This is a genomic window from Bacillus sp. JZ34 (genome assembly GCF_053903205.1).
On the sequence record NZ_CP096403.1, the window covers coordinates 2,720,752 to 2,734,541 of the forward strand.

Here is a 13,790-nt window from a genome sequence, read left to right on the forward strand (position 1 = left end):
CATGCTTTTTTCTATTCTTCCTCTCTAAGATGGCAGTTGCACTGTCCGCACGTTCCGTAAAGAATCGTCACTTTCTCATCTTCAAAATGCTGAATGGTTTCATTGCAGTCTTGACAAACGATCGTGCCCATCTTTCATTCCCCTTTTCTTTTCAAAATGGAAGCGTTTAAATTTGTTACCTTTATAATATTATGTCACATTAATATTGTCAACGGTTAATTGTATAACACATTTAAATCATTTTTGCTCTTTTTTCGAAAAAAAGGCCATTCATGTTATATATGTATTCCTGCTTAAAGCTTATGCAGAACGCTTCCCTGCTGATTCCGACTATGTACCCATCAAATCCGTTCAATCTGCAACGTCTCATAAATAAAACAGCAGTTATCAATTGTGTAACAAATGGGTAACAACGAAAGATTATTTCAATTATCATGATAAAATAGGAATTGTTTACTAATCGAACAGGAAAATCGGCTTGCATTATATAGAGAGGTGAGGAGACGTCATGTGGTTTCGAGCGATATTCACCGCCGCAATTTGTTTCCTTTTTTTGACGAGTGGATGTTCTTTATCTCACATCATGCCTGACCATGAGCAGCAGCAAAGCGCCAACCAACGCCACCTCAAGCTCATCTTTTTTTCCGATGACGAGCATATGGGGCAGGAAGTGGCTTACTATGATGCGCTTTTGGATTTAAAAAAAGAATTTCCCGAACAGGTTTCAAATATGGAAATTTCACATGAAAAAGGCCAGTGGAAAAAAGAGGTTAAAATCTTTCCAAGCTTGCTGCTTGTTCATGATAAAAAAGTACTGGTTAAAATTGAAGGAAAAATAAAAGATAAAGATAAAATTGTAAAGCTTCTTCAAAAAGAATTGAAGCATTAAAAATCCCCTGTGTATGTGCAAGGGGATTTTCTATCTTGAGCAATTGCTAAAATACATAAAAAAACCCCCTGCTGGGGGTTTTTCATTTAATTATTTTACAACGTGAATCGGCATGCCAATGGCAACTTCTGCAGCTTCCATTGTGATTTCTCCCAATGTAGGGTGAGCATGGATTGTCATGGCGATATCTTCAGCAGTCATGCCTGCTTCGATTGCCAAGCTCAGCTCAGAAATCATGTCAGAAGCACTTGCTCCGGCAATTTGTGCACCGATGACTAAACCGTCTTCTTTGCGTGTTACAAGTTTAAGGAAACCGTCAGTTTCGTTTAATGACAGCGCACGTCCGTTTGCAGCAAACGGGAATTTGGCTGCAGTCACTGCAAGACCTTCTTCTTTAGCCTGTGCTTCAGTGTAACCCACAGATGCAAGTTCAGGCTCAGAGAAGACGACCGCAGGAATTCCGAGATAGTCGATTTCCGCTGCTTCTCCGGCAATCGCTTCAGCAGCGATTTTACCTTCATAAGAAGCTTTATGTGCAAGCGGAGGACCTTCGATGATGTCACCGATCGCATAGATGTTCGGAATGTTTGTACGGCATTGTTTGTCCGTTTTGATGATGCCGCGGTCCGTCATTTCAACGCCTACTTGTTCAAGTCCAAGCTCGTCCGTGTTTGCAACGCGGCCGACAGTGACAAGTACGTAGTCCGCATCGATCGTTTGCTCTTCGCCTTTCACTTCGAACGTAACGGTTACGCCGTCAGCTTTTTCTTCTACGCCTTTAGCCATAGCTTTTGTATGGATTTCAACGTTGCCTTTTTTCTTCAGGTTACGTTTAACAAGAGAGCTCATTTGCTTCTCAAAGCCTGGAAGGATTTCTTCTCCGCCTTCAAGAATGACAACTTCAGTGCCGAAGTTTGCATATGCAGTACCGAGCTCAGTTCCGATGTAGCCGCCGCCGATGACAACGAGCTTCTTAGGAATTTCTTTCAGTGCAAGCGCGCCTGTTGAATTCAGTACGCGGTCGCTATATTTGAAGTTTGGCAATTCGATAGGGCGAGAACCCGTTGCAATGATCGCATTTTTGAACGTGTATGTCTGAGCTGAATTCTCATCCATCACGCGTACAGAATTGCTGTCTACAAAGTACGCTTCGCCTTTTACGATGTCGACTTTGTTGCCTTTCAGAAGGCCTTCAACACCGCCGGTAAGCTTATTAACGACAGAGGCTTTCCATTCTTGAACTTTTGTAAAGTCAACTTTTACGTTTTCAGCAGTGATCCCCATCTCTTCAGAATGCTTTGCATTCTCATAGCGGTGGCCTGCATTGATCAGCGCTTTTGAAGGGATACATCCGACATTCAGACATACGCCTCCAAGATTGCCTTTTTCAACGATTGTTACTTTTTGTCCAAGCTGAGCAGCGCGGATGGCAGCTACATAGCCGCCAGGTCCCGCACCAATGACAAGAGTATCTGTTTCAATAGGGAAATCTCCTACTACCATTACATTACGCCTCCATTAAAATTAATTGTGGATCGTTCAGCAAACGCTTGATGTGATTTAATGCGTTTTGTGCAGTTGCGCCGTCGATCATACGGTGGTCGAAGCTTAGAGAAAGAGCCAGAACAGGTGCAGCGACGATTTCGCCGTCACGAACGACAGCTTTCTCAGCGATGCGGCCGATTCCAAGGATCGCAACTTCCGGATGGTTGATAACCGGTGTGAACCATTGACCGCCGGCAGAGCCGATATTCGTAATTGTGCAAGAAGCGCCTTTCATTTCAGCAGGAGCAAGTTTGCCGTCGCGTGCTTTTGTCGCAAGTTCGTTGATTTCATTTGAAATCTCAAAAACAGCTTTGCGGTCCGCATTTTTAACGACCGGCACAAGCAGGCCTTTGTCAGTGTCTGCCGCAATACCGATGTTGTAGTAGTGCTTCTGAATCACTTCATCTGTATTGTCGTCAATTGATGTATTCAGGACTGGATATTTTTTCAGAGCTGATGTTAAAGCTTTTACCACGTAAGGCAGGTAAGTCAGCTTAATTCCTTGATCAGCCGCAACTTGTTTAAACTGCTTGCGGTGAGCGACAAGGTTTGTCACATCGACTTCGTCCATTAGTGTAACGTGTGGAGCGGTATGTTTTGAGTTGACCATAGCTTTTGCGATGGCTTTGCGGATTCCGCTCATTTTCTCGCGTGTTTCAGGGAATTCGCCTTCAGGCACTTGAACCGCCGCTGCAGGTTTTTGTGCAGCAGGCTCTGCTTTTTCTTCAGCTTGAGCAGCCTGAGCGTTTCCGGCAGTTCCTCCGTTTAAGAAGCTGTCGATATCTTCTTTCAGAACGCGGCCGTTTTTGCCCGAACCTGAAACATTCACGATATCAACGCCTTTTTCACGGGCATACTTGCGTACAGATGGCATTGCAATGACCCGCTTATTCGGATCTGCATCCGCTTGCTCGTTTGCTTCCGCTGCTTCTGCTGGTGCATCAGTTTCTTGTTTGTCAGCTTCTTCCGCTTTCGCTTCGCCTGATTCGTCGCCTTTGAATTGAAGATCTTCGTAACCTGGTGCATCAAATGTGATGATTGTCTGCCCAACGGTTGCGACTGTTCCCTCTTCAACTTTTAATTCTAATACTTTTCCTTTAACAGGTGAAGGAATTTCTACAACTGCTTTATCGTTTTGGACCTCTGCCAAAACGTCATCTTCGTTTACCTCGTCGTTTGGCTTGACGAACCATTTTACGATTTCGCCTTCGTGGATTCCTTCCCCGATATCCGGAAGTTTAAATTCAAATGCCACAGTTTTCGACCTCCTAAGATTATTACGTAGTTGATATAATGGCCAGCCTGCTTATTTAGGCTGACTGTCAGTAGACGGCTACAGTTTCTCCGACTGACTGTGGAAATGCATGAAGGGAAAAAGGCTGGTATCAGCTTTTCCCTTATTGTTCAGATCTTATTAGAATTCCAATACTTTTTTCGCAGTTTCAAGCACGTCTTTATGGTTTGGAAGCCATACGCTTTCAGCTTGAGAGAATGCGAATACCGTATCAGGAGCAGTGACGCGAAGCACCGGAGCTTCGAGGCTCAAAATCGCGCGGTCGTTGATTTCGGCAACAACGTTTGCAGCCACTCCAGCCTGTTTTTGCGCCTCTTGAACGACGATCGCGCGGCCTGTTTTTTCCACAGATGCGATGATCGTGTCGATGTCAAGCGGGCTGACTGTGCGAAGGTCGACAACCTCAGCAGATACGCCTTCTTTTTCAAGCTCTTCCGCAGCTTTTAATGACTCGTGAACCATCGCTCCGTATGTGATGATAGAAAGGTCTGTTCCTTCGCGTTTCACATCGGCTTTGCCGATTTCAATTGTGTATTCCTCTTCAGGAACTTCCTGACGGAATGAACGGTAAAGTTTCATATGCTCAAGGAAGACAACCGGATCGTTATCGCGGATCGCGGAGATTAAAAGTCCTTTAGCATCGTACGGAGTTGAAGGAATGACGACTTTAAGTCCAGGCTGCTGTGCAACGAGTCCTTCCAAGCTGTCCGCGTGAAGTTCAGGCGTATGAACACCGCCGCCGAACGGAGAGCGGATTGTCACTGGTGAAGTCCAGCGGCCGCCGGAACGGTAGCGCATCCGTGCCATTTGTCCGGAAACTGAGTCCATCACTTCGTACACAAAGCCGAAAAATTGAATTTCCATTACAGGACGGAAGCCTTGTAAGCCTAAGCCGAGTGCAAGGCCGCCGATACCAGATTCAGCAAGAGGAGTGTCAAATACGCGATCCTCACCAAACTCTTTTTGCAATCCTTCAGTCGCACGGAACACGCCGCCGTTAACACCGACGTCTTCTCCGAAAACTAAGACATTTTCGTCATTTTTCAGTTCTGTGCGTAACGCATCAGTGATTGCTTGAATCATTGTCATTTGCGCCATGGCTTACTTCGACTCCTTCTCTTTATAAATTTCCTTTTGTTCTGCAAGGTTGTAAGGAAGCTCTTCATACATGATGTCGATCAGGTCGGTCACTTTTTGCTTCGGCTCTTCGTCAGCTTTTTTGATCGCCTGCTTGATTTCTTCTTTCGCTTCTTCAATTACCTTGCTTTCTTCTTCTTCAGACCAAAGGCCTTTGTTTTCCAAGAATTTGCGGAAACGGACAAGCGGATCTTTCTGCTCCCACTCATTCTCGATTTCTTTCGTACGGTATTTCGTCGGGTCGTCACCGGCCATAGTATGAGGACCGTAACGGAAGCAAAGCGTTTCGATCAGGGTAGGGCCTTCGCCGTTTACAGCGCGCTCGCGTGCTTCGCGTGTCGCAGCGTATACAGCAAGGGCATCCATGCCGTCTACTTGAACGCCGACGATACCTGCAGCCGCAGCTTTTTGTGCGATTGTTTGAGCTGCTGATTGCTTCTCAACAGGTGTAGAAATCGCATAGCGGTTGTTTTGAACAACGAAAATAGCTGGAGCTTTATACGCACCGGCAAAGTTGATGCCTTCGTAGAAGTCACCTTGGGAAGCACCGCCGTCTCCAGTATAAGTGATCGCCACAGCCTGTTTGCCGCGTTTTTTCAAGCCGAGTGCAACGCCAGCCGTCTGGATATATTGCGCACCGATAATAATTTGCGGTGACAGCGCATTGACATCATCCGGCATTTGGTTGCCGCGGAAATGTCCGCGAGAGAACAAGAATGCTTGATAAAGCGGAAGTCCGTGCCAGATCAGCTGCGGAACATCACGGTAGCCAGGAAGAACAAAGTCTTCTTTTTCAAGCGCGAAATGCGTAGCAATTTGAGACGCTTCCTGACCGGCAGTCGGCGCGTAGAAGCCAAGGCGGCCTTGTCTGTTCAAAGAAATAGAACGCTGATCCAAAATGCGTGTATACACCATGCGGCGCATTAATTCTTTTAATTGATCATCAGATAGATCGGGCATTGCCGCTTCATTAACGACTTCGCCTTCTTCATTCAAAATTTGAAACGTTTCGAACTGCTTTTTAATGGCATCGAATTGCTTTTTGCTATCAACGATTGCTTTTTTCGTTTTTGCAGCCATATAAAGTCACCTCTTCCTTTCTTTTGACAGTCATAGACGTGTATCCCTTATACATACAGAATTAGGGTGTCCTAAATTGACGGGCGCAACTCATATTTATTTCTTATTAGCCGCTTTGATGGTTGTCGAAACTTTTATGTAAGGACAGCACAACGCGTTCTAAAACTGTATCATTTATAGTTTATGACAAACTAATACAACAAGTTCCACCAAGGCTAAGTTTACACCAGTCGATCATACTCGTCAATCGATTTCATTCCTGAAATTCAATAAATGTATTCGCTTTACTGAATTTCTGTTTCAGCGCTGTTCAGACTGTTTCAAACTGTTCTAGTATAGACAGCATTCTGTATTACAATAGCAATACAGATTTTGTCGAAAAAAGAGGGCTGAATATTCAGCCCTCTTTCATCTCAAATCCCGCAGCCTTGTAAAAATCTTTTCTGGCTTTGTTGTAATCCTTTGTATACTCATTGAAATGTTTGCTTTCTTTCAGCACTTTGTCATACGATTGATTGATTTTTTTCAGCTGTGCCTCAAGGTCATCCAGTTTAAGACCTTTGTTTTTGAGCAGCTTGTACAGCTCTTTGTCAAGGCCGATTGCTTTCTGATAAGCGTCATAAAGCGAGTCGTAGGCTTTGTAGCGCTTTTCCATAAAAGAAGCAGCGTTCTCAGCTTTTTTCCTGACCTTCTGATCTTCGATTTTTTCCGCCGACGCTTTATTCGCTTCAAACTCCTGCTTTGCTTCGTCTATGCTTTCTTTCTCAAAATTCAAGTGCTTCTCGCGGTTTCCGGCTTTCTTGAGCGCTTTGTCAGAGAGCGCAGCGATTCGGTCAAAATCATCCATATTGAGCCTGATCATTTCCTCGTAAAGCTTAGATTCGGCTTTTTCCAGACTTTTAAGGGAACCCTGCTCTTGTTTAAAAGGCTCTTCCAATTCCACGATCTTCTCCAGCGAGCCGTGAAAAGACTCGACAGGATCTTTCCAGAGACAGCCTGATAGTACAAATGCTGCCGTGAAAAGAACAACGATGCCTGCTGGCACCCGCATGTTTGAAAATTTCACTTCGAACTTCCCCCAATCTCGACAAATTCCACTATAAAATGAATTCGTTTGTTTGACAACAGAAGTCTAAAGCGTATGGACAAGCCGATATCAGATCGGTATGCCGCCGCCTTCGCTTTTAGACCAAAACATTCAGGGAAAATTCCTTGAAGTTGGGCATTCGACTATACAACCGTTGGACTTTTACATAATTTATATTAGACGCCATGCCTACCAAAAAGAAAAGGCTGGCGTAAAATAACGGAGGAGGTCTTCATATGTACGGTTATTGCTGCCCTGGATACGGGTACGGCGGCGGTTATGGATACGGCTACGGCCGCACATTCGCTTTGATCGTCGTTCTCTTTATTCTGCTGATTATTGTAGGGGCCGCTTATTTAGGCTGCTAGCCCCTGATGAATCCGTCATGACCAGCCTCCTTCGGCTGGTCATTTTATCATGCACAGAGATTGCGCGAAAAGAGCAATATCCGCTATACTTTACATAATGAATCGTTGGGAGTGAAGATGTTGATCACAATGGAAAACATTGTCCGCGACGGGCACCCCGCTTTAAGAACCGTCGCCGAAGAAGTTCAATTGCCAGCTAGCGAAGAAGAAATCAAACAGCTGAGCGACATGATCGAGTTTATCAAAAACAGCCAGGACCCTGAAATCGCTCAAAAGTACAACCTTCGTCCTGGTGTCGGCCTAGCCGCTCCGCAAATTAATATCAATAAACGAATGATCGCAGTTCATGCCGAAAATGAAGACGGGACACTTTACAGCTATGCGCTTTTCAATCCGAAGATCGTCAGCCACTCTGTTCAAAAATGCTATTTGACAAGCGGCGAGGGCTGCCTGTCCGTCGACGAACCGATTCCCGGATATGTTCCGCGCTATGAACGGATCCGGGTCAAAGGAACGACACTTGATGGCGAAAACGTCGACATCCGCTTAAAAGGATTTCCGGCAATCGTATTCCAGCATGAAATCGATCATTTAAACGGCATTATGTTTTACGACCATATCGACAAAGAAAACCCGCTGAAACAACCCGAAAACGCAACGCCTGTCGGCAGATAATGCACATAAAAAAACGGATCAGACAAGATCCGTTTTTTTATGGTTTCAAAAGCCCGAGGGCTTCTACCGCGTATTGAATGCCGTCTTCATCGACGGGCTTTGTGACAAAGTCGGCTATTTTTTTCAGCTCAGGCACAGCGTTGCCCATCGCCACTCCGGTTCCCGCAAACTCGATCATCTGCAGGTCGTTCAGACCGTCTCCAAACGCGTAAGTATCCTCTCTGTCGAACGGAAGCTTTTCAATGACTTTTTTGATTCCTTCCGCTTTCGAACCGCCAGAAGGCAGCACATCTGTGGAGCGCTCGTGCCAGCGGACGAGATCAAACTCCTGAAACCGGCTGTACTGCTCTTCCTCGTCTTGCTTACAGAACAAGAGGACCTGAAAAATGTCCCTACCTTTAAAATAGGCGCGGTCCTCTTCCGGCGGATTGACTTTTAAGCTGCCGATTCCTTCGTGGACGAACGGATGGCCGGCAGATGTAGTGCGCATCCCCTCTTCTCCCATGAAGACGAGGGGATGGCCGCAGCTGTCCGAATGCGCAAGCAGCGCTTCCAGTGACTGTTCGGCAATGGGGTTTTTATAAATGACCTCTCCTTCAAAAACGACATATTGTCCGTTATAAGAGACAAAAGAATCGATGCCCAATTCTTCAAGCACAGGCCTGACCATAAACGGCGCCCGGCCTGATGCGATGAAAACATGATGGCCGTACGCTTTTAAATCGGAGACAGCCTGTTTCGCGGTGTCGGGAATCCGTTTATCATGATCATAAATCGTTCCGTCGATATCAAAGAAAATCAGCTTTTTATCCATGGCAGTGAATCCTTCTCCCTTAGCTAGTATGATTGATGGTTCTCCTGTACCATCATACAAAAACTGCGTACGCGAGAAAACCTTTTCACTCCAAAATCAAAACAAAATCAACATGCCAATAATATCCATGTAACAATAGACGGATTCATCATATAATAGAACTAAAGAGATACGGTAGTGACCGGACAAGTCAGAGAAAGGAGGAATCCGTATGCTACGCCGACTGCGGAAAAAATTAAAAAAACAGCTGAATGGCATGATGCGCAGAAAGTCGATTGCCTAAAAGGACCTTCACTCATGTGGAAGAGTCCTTTTTTTCTCAAGCGCTTTTCTTATGAGGCAATTTCGAATATAATAGAAAGATGAGTCTAACAATCGGCAGTTAAGGAGAGATTTGGATGATCTATAAGGTATTTTATCAAGCAAGCAATGACGAAGTACCTGTTCGTGAAAAAACAGATTCAATTTTTGTGGAAGCTCAATCTGAACGTGAAGTCAGATCTAAATTAAAACAATACAACTACAATATTGAGTTTATACAGCAAGTTGAAGACGCTTTTTTAGAATATGAAAAGCAAAGCGAAAATTTTAAAGTATTGGAGTTATGAATGAATGAAATTTGTAAAAAATGATCAAACGGCTGTATTTGCCCTTGGAGGACTTGGGGAAATCGGCAAAAACACGTACGGGGTCCAGTTTCAGGACGAGATCGTGCTCATCGATGCGGGGATTAAGTTTCCGGAAGACGAGCTCCTCGGAATCGACTATGTCATCCCCGACTACACTTATTTAGTCAAAAACGAAGAAAAAATCAAAGGTCTTTTTATTACGCACGGCCACGAAGACCATATCGGCGGAATTCCGTACCTGCTCAAACAGGTGAACATTCCCGTTTACGGCGGACAGCTCGCCATCGGCCTTCTCAGAAAGAAGCTTGAAGAGCACGGTCTGCTGCGTCAAACAAAGCTTCATATCATTGAAGAAGACGATATCGTCAAATTCAGAAAAACGTCGGTTTCTTTTTTCAGGACGACCCACAGCATTCCGGACTCATACGGGATTGTCGTAAAAACACCGCAAGGAAACATCGTACATACCGGTGACTTTAAATTCGATTTTACACCGGTAGGCGAACCTGCCAACTTGACCAAGATGGCCGAAATCGGAAAAGAAGGCGTGCTTTGCCTGCTTTCTGACAGCACCAACAGTGAAATCCCTGATTTCACGATGTCAGAGCGCAAAGTCGGAGAAAGCATTGATGATATTTTCCGAAAAGTTGAAGGGCGGATCATCTTCGCAACCTTCGCGTCAAACATCCACCGCCTGCAGCAGGTGATCGAAGCAGCTGTTGCAAACGGACGGAAGGTTGCCGTATTTGGACGAAGCATGGAGTCGGCGATTGAAATCGGCCAAACGCTCGGGTATATTAAGTGTCCGAAAAATACGTTTGTTGAAGCGAATGAAATCAATAGGCTTCCTGCCGGCAAAGTGACGATTCTTTGTACCGGAAGCCAAGGTGAACCGATGGCTGCGCTATCCCGAATTGCTAACGGCACACACCGGCAAATTTCCATCATTCCCGGGGATACGGTCGTATTTTCATCATCTCCGATCCCGGGCAATACAATCAGCGTCAGTCGCACAATTAACCAGCTTTACCGGGCGGGCGCTGATGTCATCCACGGAGCTGTGACTAACATTCATACATCAGGACATGGCGGACAGGAAGAGCAAAAGCTGATGCTCCGCCTCATCAAGCCAAAGTTTTTCATGCCGATTCACGGTGAATACAGAATGCAGAAAATGCACGTCAAACTTGCGACAGACTGCGGAATTCCTGAGGAAAACTGCTTTATTATGGACAACGGCGAAGTGCTTGCTTTGACAAGCGAAGAAGCCTCAGTCGCAGGTAAAATCCCGTCAGGCAATGTCTATATTGACGGAAGCGGCATCGGCGACATCGGGAACATCGTGCTTCGCGACCGCCGGATTCTTTCTGAAGAAGGGCTTGTCATTGTCGTTGTCAGCATCAACATGAAAGAGTTCAAAGTGTCCGCAGGACCTGACTTAATTTCCAGAGGATTTGTCTACATGAGAGAATCCGGTGATTTAATCAACGATGCCCAGGATCTGATTGCAGGACACCTTAAAAAAGTGATGGAACGCAAAACGACGCAGTGGTCTGAAATTAAGAACGAGATCACAGACACGCTCGCTCCGTTCCTCTACGAAAAAACAAAACGCCGCCCGATGATCCTTCCGATTATTATGGAAGTCTAATCGCGGCTTGAGCAAAAAAACGGATGCACCGGTGTGCATCCGTTTTTTTATGGTTGAATCGGGATATGCCTGAACGCTTTAACATCAAACAAGCCTTCTGTCGTCATTTTAATGTCGGGGATAACAGGAAGCGCTAAAAAAGAAAGCGTCAGAAAAGGATTAAACGCTCCTGAAAATCCTGTCTCCGTTAATGCTGCATGAAGAGATTTTAAGCTTTCGTTTACCGTCTCAAGCGGTTTGTCCGACAAGAGGCCGGCAATCGGCAGAGCGACGGATTGAAGCTCCTTCCCTCCTTTTGCAATGGTGAGGCCTCCCCCGATTTCTCCGAGACGTTCAACCGCTTTTAAGATGTCTTGATCATTTGTACCGACAGCGATTAAATTGTGGGAATCATGAGAAATCGTTGTCGCGATGGCGCCTTCTTTTAGACCGAAGCCCCTGACAACGCCGAGTCCGATTCCTTTAACGCCGCGATGGCGCTCAATCACTGCAATTTTCAACAGATCGCTTTCCAGATCCGGCTGAAAAAAAGCGCCGCTTTTCGGCTTGGCCAGGGACAGCTTTGTTTCAAGCTGATTGGGGATAATGTCAATGACCCTGATTTCACTCCCTTGAACGATCGGAATTTCCAGATCATCCTCATGTAAATCAGGGAGACGGACAGATTGGAGCAGAGCAGGTGCCGCTTTGCCGTCCGTCCATTCGCTTTGTTCTGCCCCGCTCCAGATCACGCCGTTGATCATCGTCTTTGAAATGCTGACGTTCTCAAAATCGCTGATGAAAAGGAGGTCTGCGTCATAACCCGGGGCAACCGCTCCCTTCGTCTTTAACCCGAAGCATTCCGCTGCATTGAGGCTGCCCATTTGATATGCGAGAAACGGGTCAAGTCCCTCTTGAATGGCAAGCTTGACCTGATGGTTAATGCTTCCTTCATCGACCAGTTCATCCAAATGCTTATCATCCGTACAGAAAAAGAAGCGTCTCGCATTTTTCTCATTAACCGCAGGCAAAACATGACGTGTATTCTTTGCCGCAGAGCCTTCTCTCAGCATGACGTACATTCCTCTTCTGACCCGTTCAAGCGCCTCTTCAGGTGTCGTGACCTCATGGTCTGTCAGCACGCCCGCCGCTCTATAGACATTGATGAACCCGGCTGACAAGCCGGCCAGATGTCCGTCGATCCGCTTGTCCGCTTTATGGGCATCCATGAGTTTTTGCACCATATCCGGCTCTCCCGCTTCAACGGCCACATAGTCCATCACTTCCGCAAGCCCGAGCACCTCTTCGCGGCTGTAAAAAGGATGTAAATCCGCAGCGTTCAAAACCGCACCCGATTTTTCAAATGGTGCCGCAGGCACACAAGAAGGGAGCATAAAACGAATGTTCAGCCTTGTCATCTTAGCCTGCTCCAACATGAACTCAAGACCCCTCACTCCTGAGACATTCGCGATTTCATGGGGATCGGTGACAACGGTTGTTACACCGTGGGGAATCACCGCTTTGGCAAATTCGGGCGGCGTCACCATTGAAGACTCAATGTGGACATGACCGTCGATAAAGCCTGGAACGATCATTTGTCCTTCTGCGTCAATGGTATTGTCCCCCTCATAATCGCCCAAACCGACGATGGCCCCGTCTGTGATAGCTATGTCTGTCTTCAACCATTCCTGATTAAAAACATCCATGATCTTTCCGTTTTTAATTACAGTATCCGCTTTTTTGCGATGACTGGCGGCGCCAAGCCGGTGAATGAACATCTCATTGTCCAAAGATATATGTCCCCTCTCATTTTTATATGGATATGGTTCAATATCGTAGCCGAATCGTTTGAAACAGTCAATGAAAAGATCAAAAAAACCGCGGGCTGTGGGGTTCCCGCGGCTGATCGATGGCATTTTAATGTTGAAAAACTTTTTTTTCAAATCTCTCAATGTCAGGATTTGAGCCGATGACGATTAAAATATCGTCTTTTTGAATCTCTTCGGTGGCAAGCGGAGATACGATGACTTCTTTCCCCCGCTTGATCGCGACAATATTAATTCCGTATCTGGCCCGGATATCAAGGTCAAGCAGCGTATTTCCGGCCAGTTTGCCGTTCGCTGCGATTTCGACAAGGCTGTGCTCATCAGAAAGTTCAAGATAATCAAGCACATTGTTGGAGACGATGTTGTGGGCGATTCTTTTTCCCATTTCACGCTCCGGATGAACGATCCGGTCCGCTCCGATTTTGGATAATACTTTTTCGTGATAATCGTTTTGAGCTTTGACGGTAATCATTTTCACACCAAGCTCTTTCAAAATCAGCGTTGTCAAAATGCTCGCTTGAATGTTCTCCCCGATCGCTACAATGACGTGGTCAAAATTGCGCAGTCCAAGGTTTTTCAGCACTGATTCGTCTGTAGTGTCTCCTATCACAGCATGTGAGGCAATTTTGGCGTATTCGTTTACGCGATCTTCATCTCTGTCGATCGCCATTACCTCAAGCCCTTCTTCACTCAATGCTTTACAAATGCTGCCGCCGAACCGGCCGAGTCCAATTACTGCAAATTCTTTTTTCATCGGTAATTCCTCCATGGGTCAATCTGAACAAATTCTATCATATGAAGTGGAATTTTTCCTCT

Annotated in this window: 14 protein-coding genes; 5 read left to right on the plus strand and 9 right to left on the minus strand. The window is 45.8% G+C overall.

Going from position 1 to position 13,790, the window contains the following annotated elements; all coding sequences use genetic code 11:
* Window positions 1–11: 11 nt before the first annotated feature.
* The gene (locus M1D90_RS13700; protein ID WP_020451249.1) at window positions 12–131 is read right to left on the minus strand and encodes a GapA-binding peptide SR1P; all 120 of its coding nucleotides are present in this window, start codon (window positions 129–131) and stop codon (window positions 12–14) included.
* 377 nt (window positions 132–508) lie between these two features.
* Between M1D90_RS13700 and M1D90_RS13705 the strand changes: the two genes are divergently transcribed.
* A complete protein-coding gene (locus tag M1D90_RS13705) occupies window positions 509–889 on the plus strand; it encodes a hypothetical protein (protein ID WP_020451248.1) in 381 nt (126 codons plus the stop codon).
* A 90-nt stretch (window positions 890–979) separates the two neighbouring features.
* On the opposite strand, the gene lpdA is transcribed toward M1D90_RS13705, so the two are convergent.
* From lpdA to M1D90_RS13730, 5 genes are all read right to left on the minus strand, one after another.
* Window positions 980–2,392 (minus strand): dihydrolipoyl dehydrogenase, encoded by a 1,413-nt coding sequence (gene lpdA, locus M1D90_RS13710; RefSeq protein WP_020451247.1) that lies wholly within the window; start codon window positions 2,390–2,392, stop codon window positions 980–982.
* Between the two features lie 4 nt (window positions 2,393–2,396).
* Window positions 2,397–3,689, minus strand: a complete 1,293-nt coding sequence (locus M1D90_RS13715; protein WP_026579774.1) for a dihydrolipoamide acetyltransferase family protein — start codon at window positions 3,687–3,689, stop codon at window positions 2,397–2,399.
* A gap of 159 nt (window positions 3,690–3,848) precedes the next feature.
* Complete coding sequence (gene pdhB, locus M1D90_RS13720; protein ID WP_020451245.1) at window positions 3,849–4,826, minus strand: pyruvate dehydrogenase complex E1 component subunit beta; 978 nt, start codon at window positions 4,824–4,826, stop codon at window positions 3,849–3,851.
* Between the two features lie 3 nt (window positions 4,827–4,829).
* Window positions 4,830–5,945, minus strand: a complete 1,116-nt coding sequence (gene pdhA / locus M1D90_RS13725) for a pyruvate dehydrogenase (acetyl-transferring) E1 component subunit alpha (RefSeq protein ID WP_020451244.1) — start codon at window positions 5,943–5,945, stop codon at window positions 4,830–4,832.
* Window positions 5,946–6,342: 397 nt separating this feature from the next.
* Entirely contained in the window at window positions 6,343–7,011 is a 669-nt protein-coding gene (locus M1D90_RS13730) for a YkyA family protein (RefSeq protein WP_130569306.1), read from the minus strand.
* A 257-nt stretch (window positions 7,012–7,268) separates the two neighbouring features.
* Between M1D90_RS13730 and M1D90_RS13735 the strand changes: the two genes are divergently transcribed.
* Together M1D90_RS13735 and def are read left to right on the plus strand one after the other, a co-directional pair.
* On the plus strand, window positions 7,269–7,400 hold the full coding sequence (locus tag M1D90_RS13735; protein ID WP_003181399.1) for a YjcZ family sporulation protein: 132 nt from the start codon (window positions 7,269–7,271) through the stop codon (window positions 7,398–7,400).
* 120 nt (window positions 7,401–7,520) lie between these two features.
* Window positions 7,521–8,075, plus strand: coding sequence for a peptide deformylase (gene def / locus M1D90_RS13740; RefSeq protein WP_026579776.1), 555 nt, complete (start codon window positions 7,521–7,523; stop codon window positions 8,073–8,075).
* Window positions 8,076–8,112: 37 nt separating this feature from the next.
* On the opposite strand, the gene M1D90_RS13745 is transcribed toward def, so the two are convergent.
* Window positions 8,113–8,889, minus strand: coding sequence for a Cof-type HAD-IIB family hydrolase (locus M1D90_RS13745; protein ID WP_456282829.1), 777 nt, complete (start codon window positions 8,887–8,889; stop codon window positions 8,113–8,115).
* A gap of 398 nt (window positions 8,890–9,287) precedes the next feature.
* Here M1D90_RS13745 and M1D90_RS13750 point away from each other — a divergent pair, with 398 nt between their 5' ends.
* Both M1D90_RS13750 and rnjA read left to right on the plus strand, forming a co-directional pair.
* Window positions 9,288–9,497 (plus strand): DNA-dependent RNA polymerase subunit epsilon, encoded by a 210-nt coding sequence (locus M1D90_RS13750; protein ID WP_020451240.1) that lies wholly within the window; start codon window positions 9,288–9,290, stop codon window positions 9,495–9,497.
* A 4-nt stretch (window positions 9,498–9,501) separates the two neighbouring features.
* Window positions 9,502–11,169 carry a ribonuclease J1 gene (gene rnjA / locus M1D90_RS13755; protein WP_020451239.1) on the plus strand — a complete coding sequence of 556 codons (1,668 nt, stop codon included), beginning with the start codon at window positions 9,502–9,504 and terminating at the stop codon, window positions 11,167–11,169.
* A gap of 47 nt (window positions 11,170–11,216) precedes the next feature.
* Here the strand turns inward: rnjA and ade are convergent, their stop codons facing one another.
* Window positions 11,217–12,938, minus strand: a complete 1,722-nt coding sequence (gene ade, locus M1D90_RS13760) for an adenine deaminase (protein WP_456282830.1) — start codon at window positions 12,936–12,938, stop codon at window positions 11,217–11,219.
* Window positions 12,939–13,065: 127 nt separating this feature from the next.
* Complete coding sequence (locus M1D90_RS13765; RefSeq protein WP_020451237.1) at window positions 13,066–13,728, minus strand: potassium channel family protein; 663 nt, start codon at window positions 13,726–13,728, stop codon at window positions 13,066–13,068.
* Window positions 13,729–13,790 lie beyond the last annotated feature (62 nt).

Excerpts from the sequence above, each read along its gene's own strand:
- M1D90_RS13750 (WP_020451240.1), top strand. The coding sequence starts at position 9,288 with ATGATCTATAAGGTATTTTATCAAGCAAGCAATGACGAAGTACCTGTT.
- pdhA (WP_020451244.1), bottom strand. The coding sequence starts at position 5,945 with ATGGCTGCAAAAACGAAAAAAGCAATCGTTGATAGCAAAAAGCAATTC.
- M1D90_RS13765 (WP_020451237.1), bottom strand. The coding sequence starts at position 13,728 with ATGAAAAAAGAATTTGCAGTAATTGGACTCGGCCGGTTCGGCGGCAGC.
- lpdA (WP_020451247.1), bottom strand. The coding sequence starts at position 2,392 with ATGGTAGTAGGAGATTTCCCTATTGAAACAGATACTCTTGTCATTGGT.
- M1D90_RS13745 (WP_456282829.1), bottom strand. The coding sequence starts at position 8,889 with ATGGATAAAAAGCTGATTTTCTTTGATATCGACGGAACGATTTATGAT.
- pdhB (WP_020451245.1), bottom strand. The coding sequence starts at position 4,826 with ATGGCGCAAATGACAATGATTCAAGCAATCACTGATGCGTTACGCACA.
- M1D90_RS13735 (WP_003181399.1), top strand. The coding sequence starts at position 7,269 with ATGTACGGTTATTGCTGCCCTGGATACGGGTACGGCGGCGGTTATGGA.
- rnjA (WP_020451239.1), top strand. The coding sequence starts at position 9,502 with ATGAAATTTGTAAAAAATGATCAAACGGCTGTATTTGCCCTTGGAGGA.
- M1D90_RS13705 (WP_020451248.1), top strand. The coding sequence starts at position 509 with ATGTGGTTTCGAGCGATATTCACCGCCGCAATTTGTTTCCTTTTTTTG.
- M1D90_RS13700 (WP_020451249.1), bottom strand. The coding sequence starts at position 131 with ATGGGCACGATCGTTTGTCAAGACTGCAATGAAACCATTCAGCATTTT.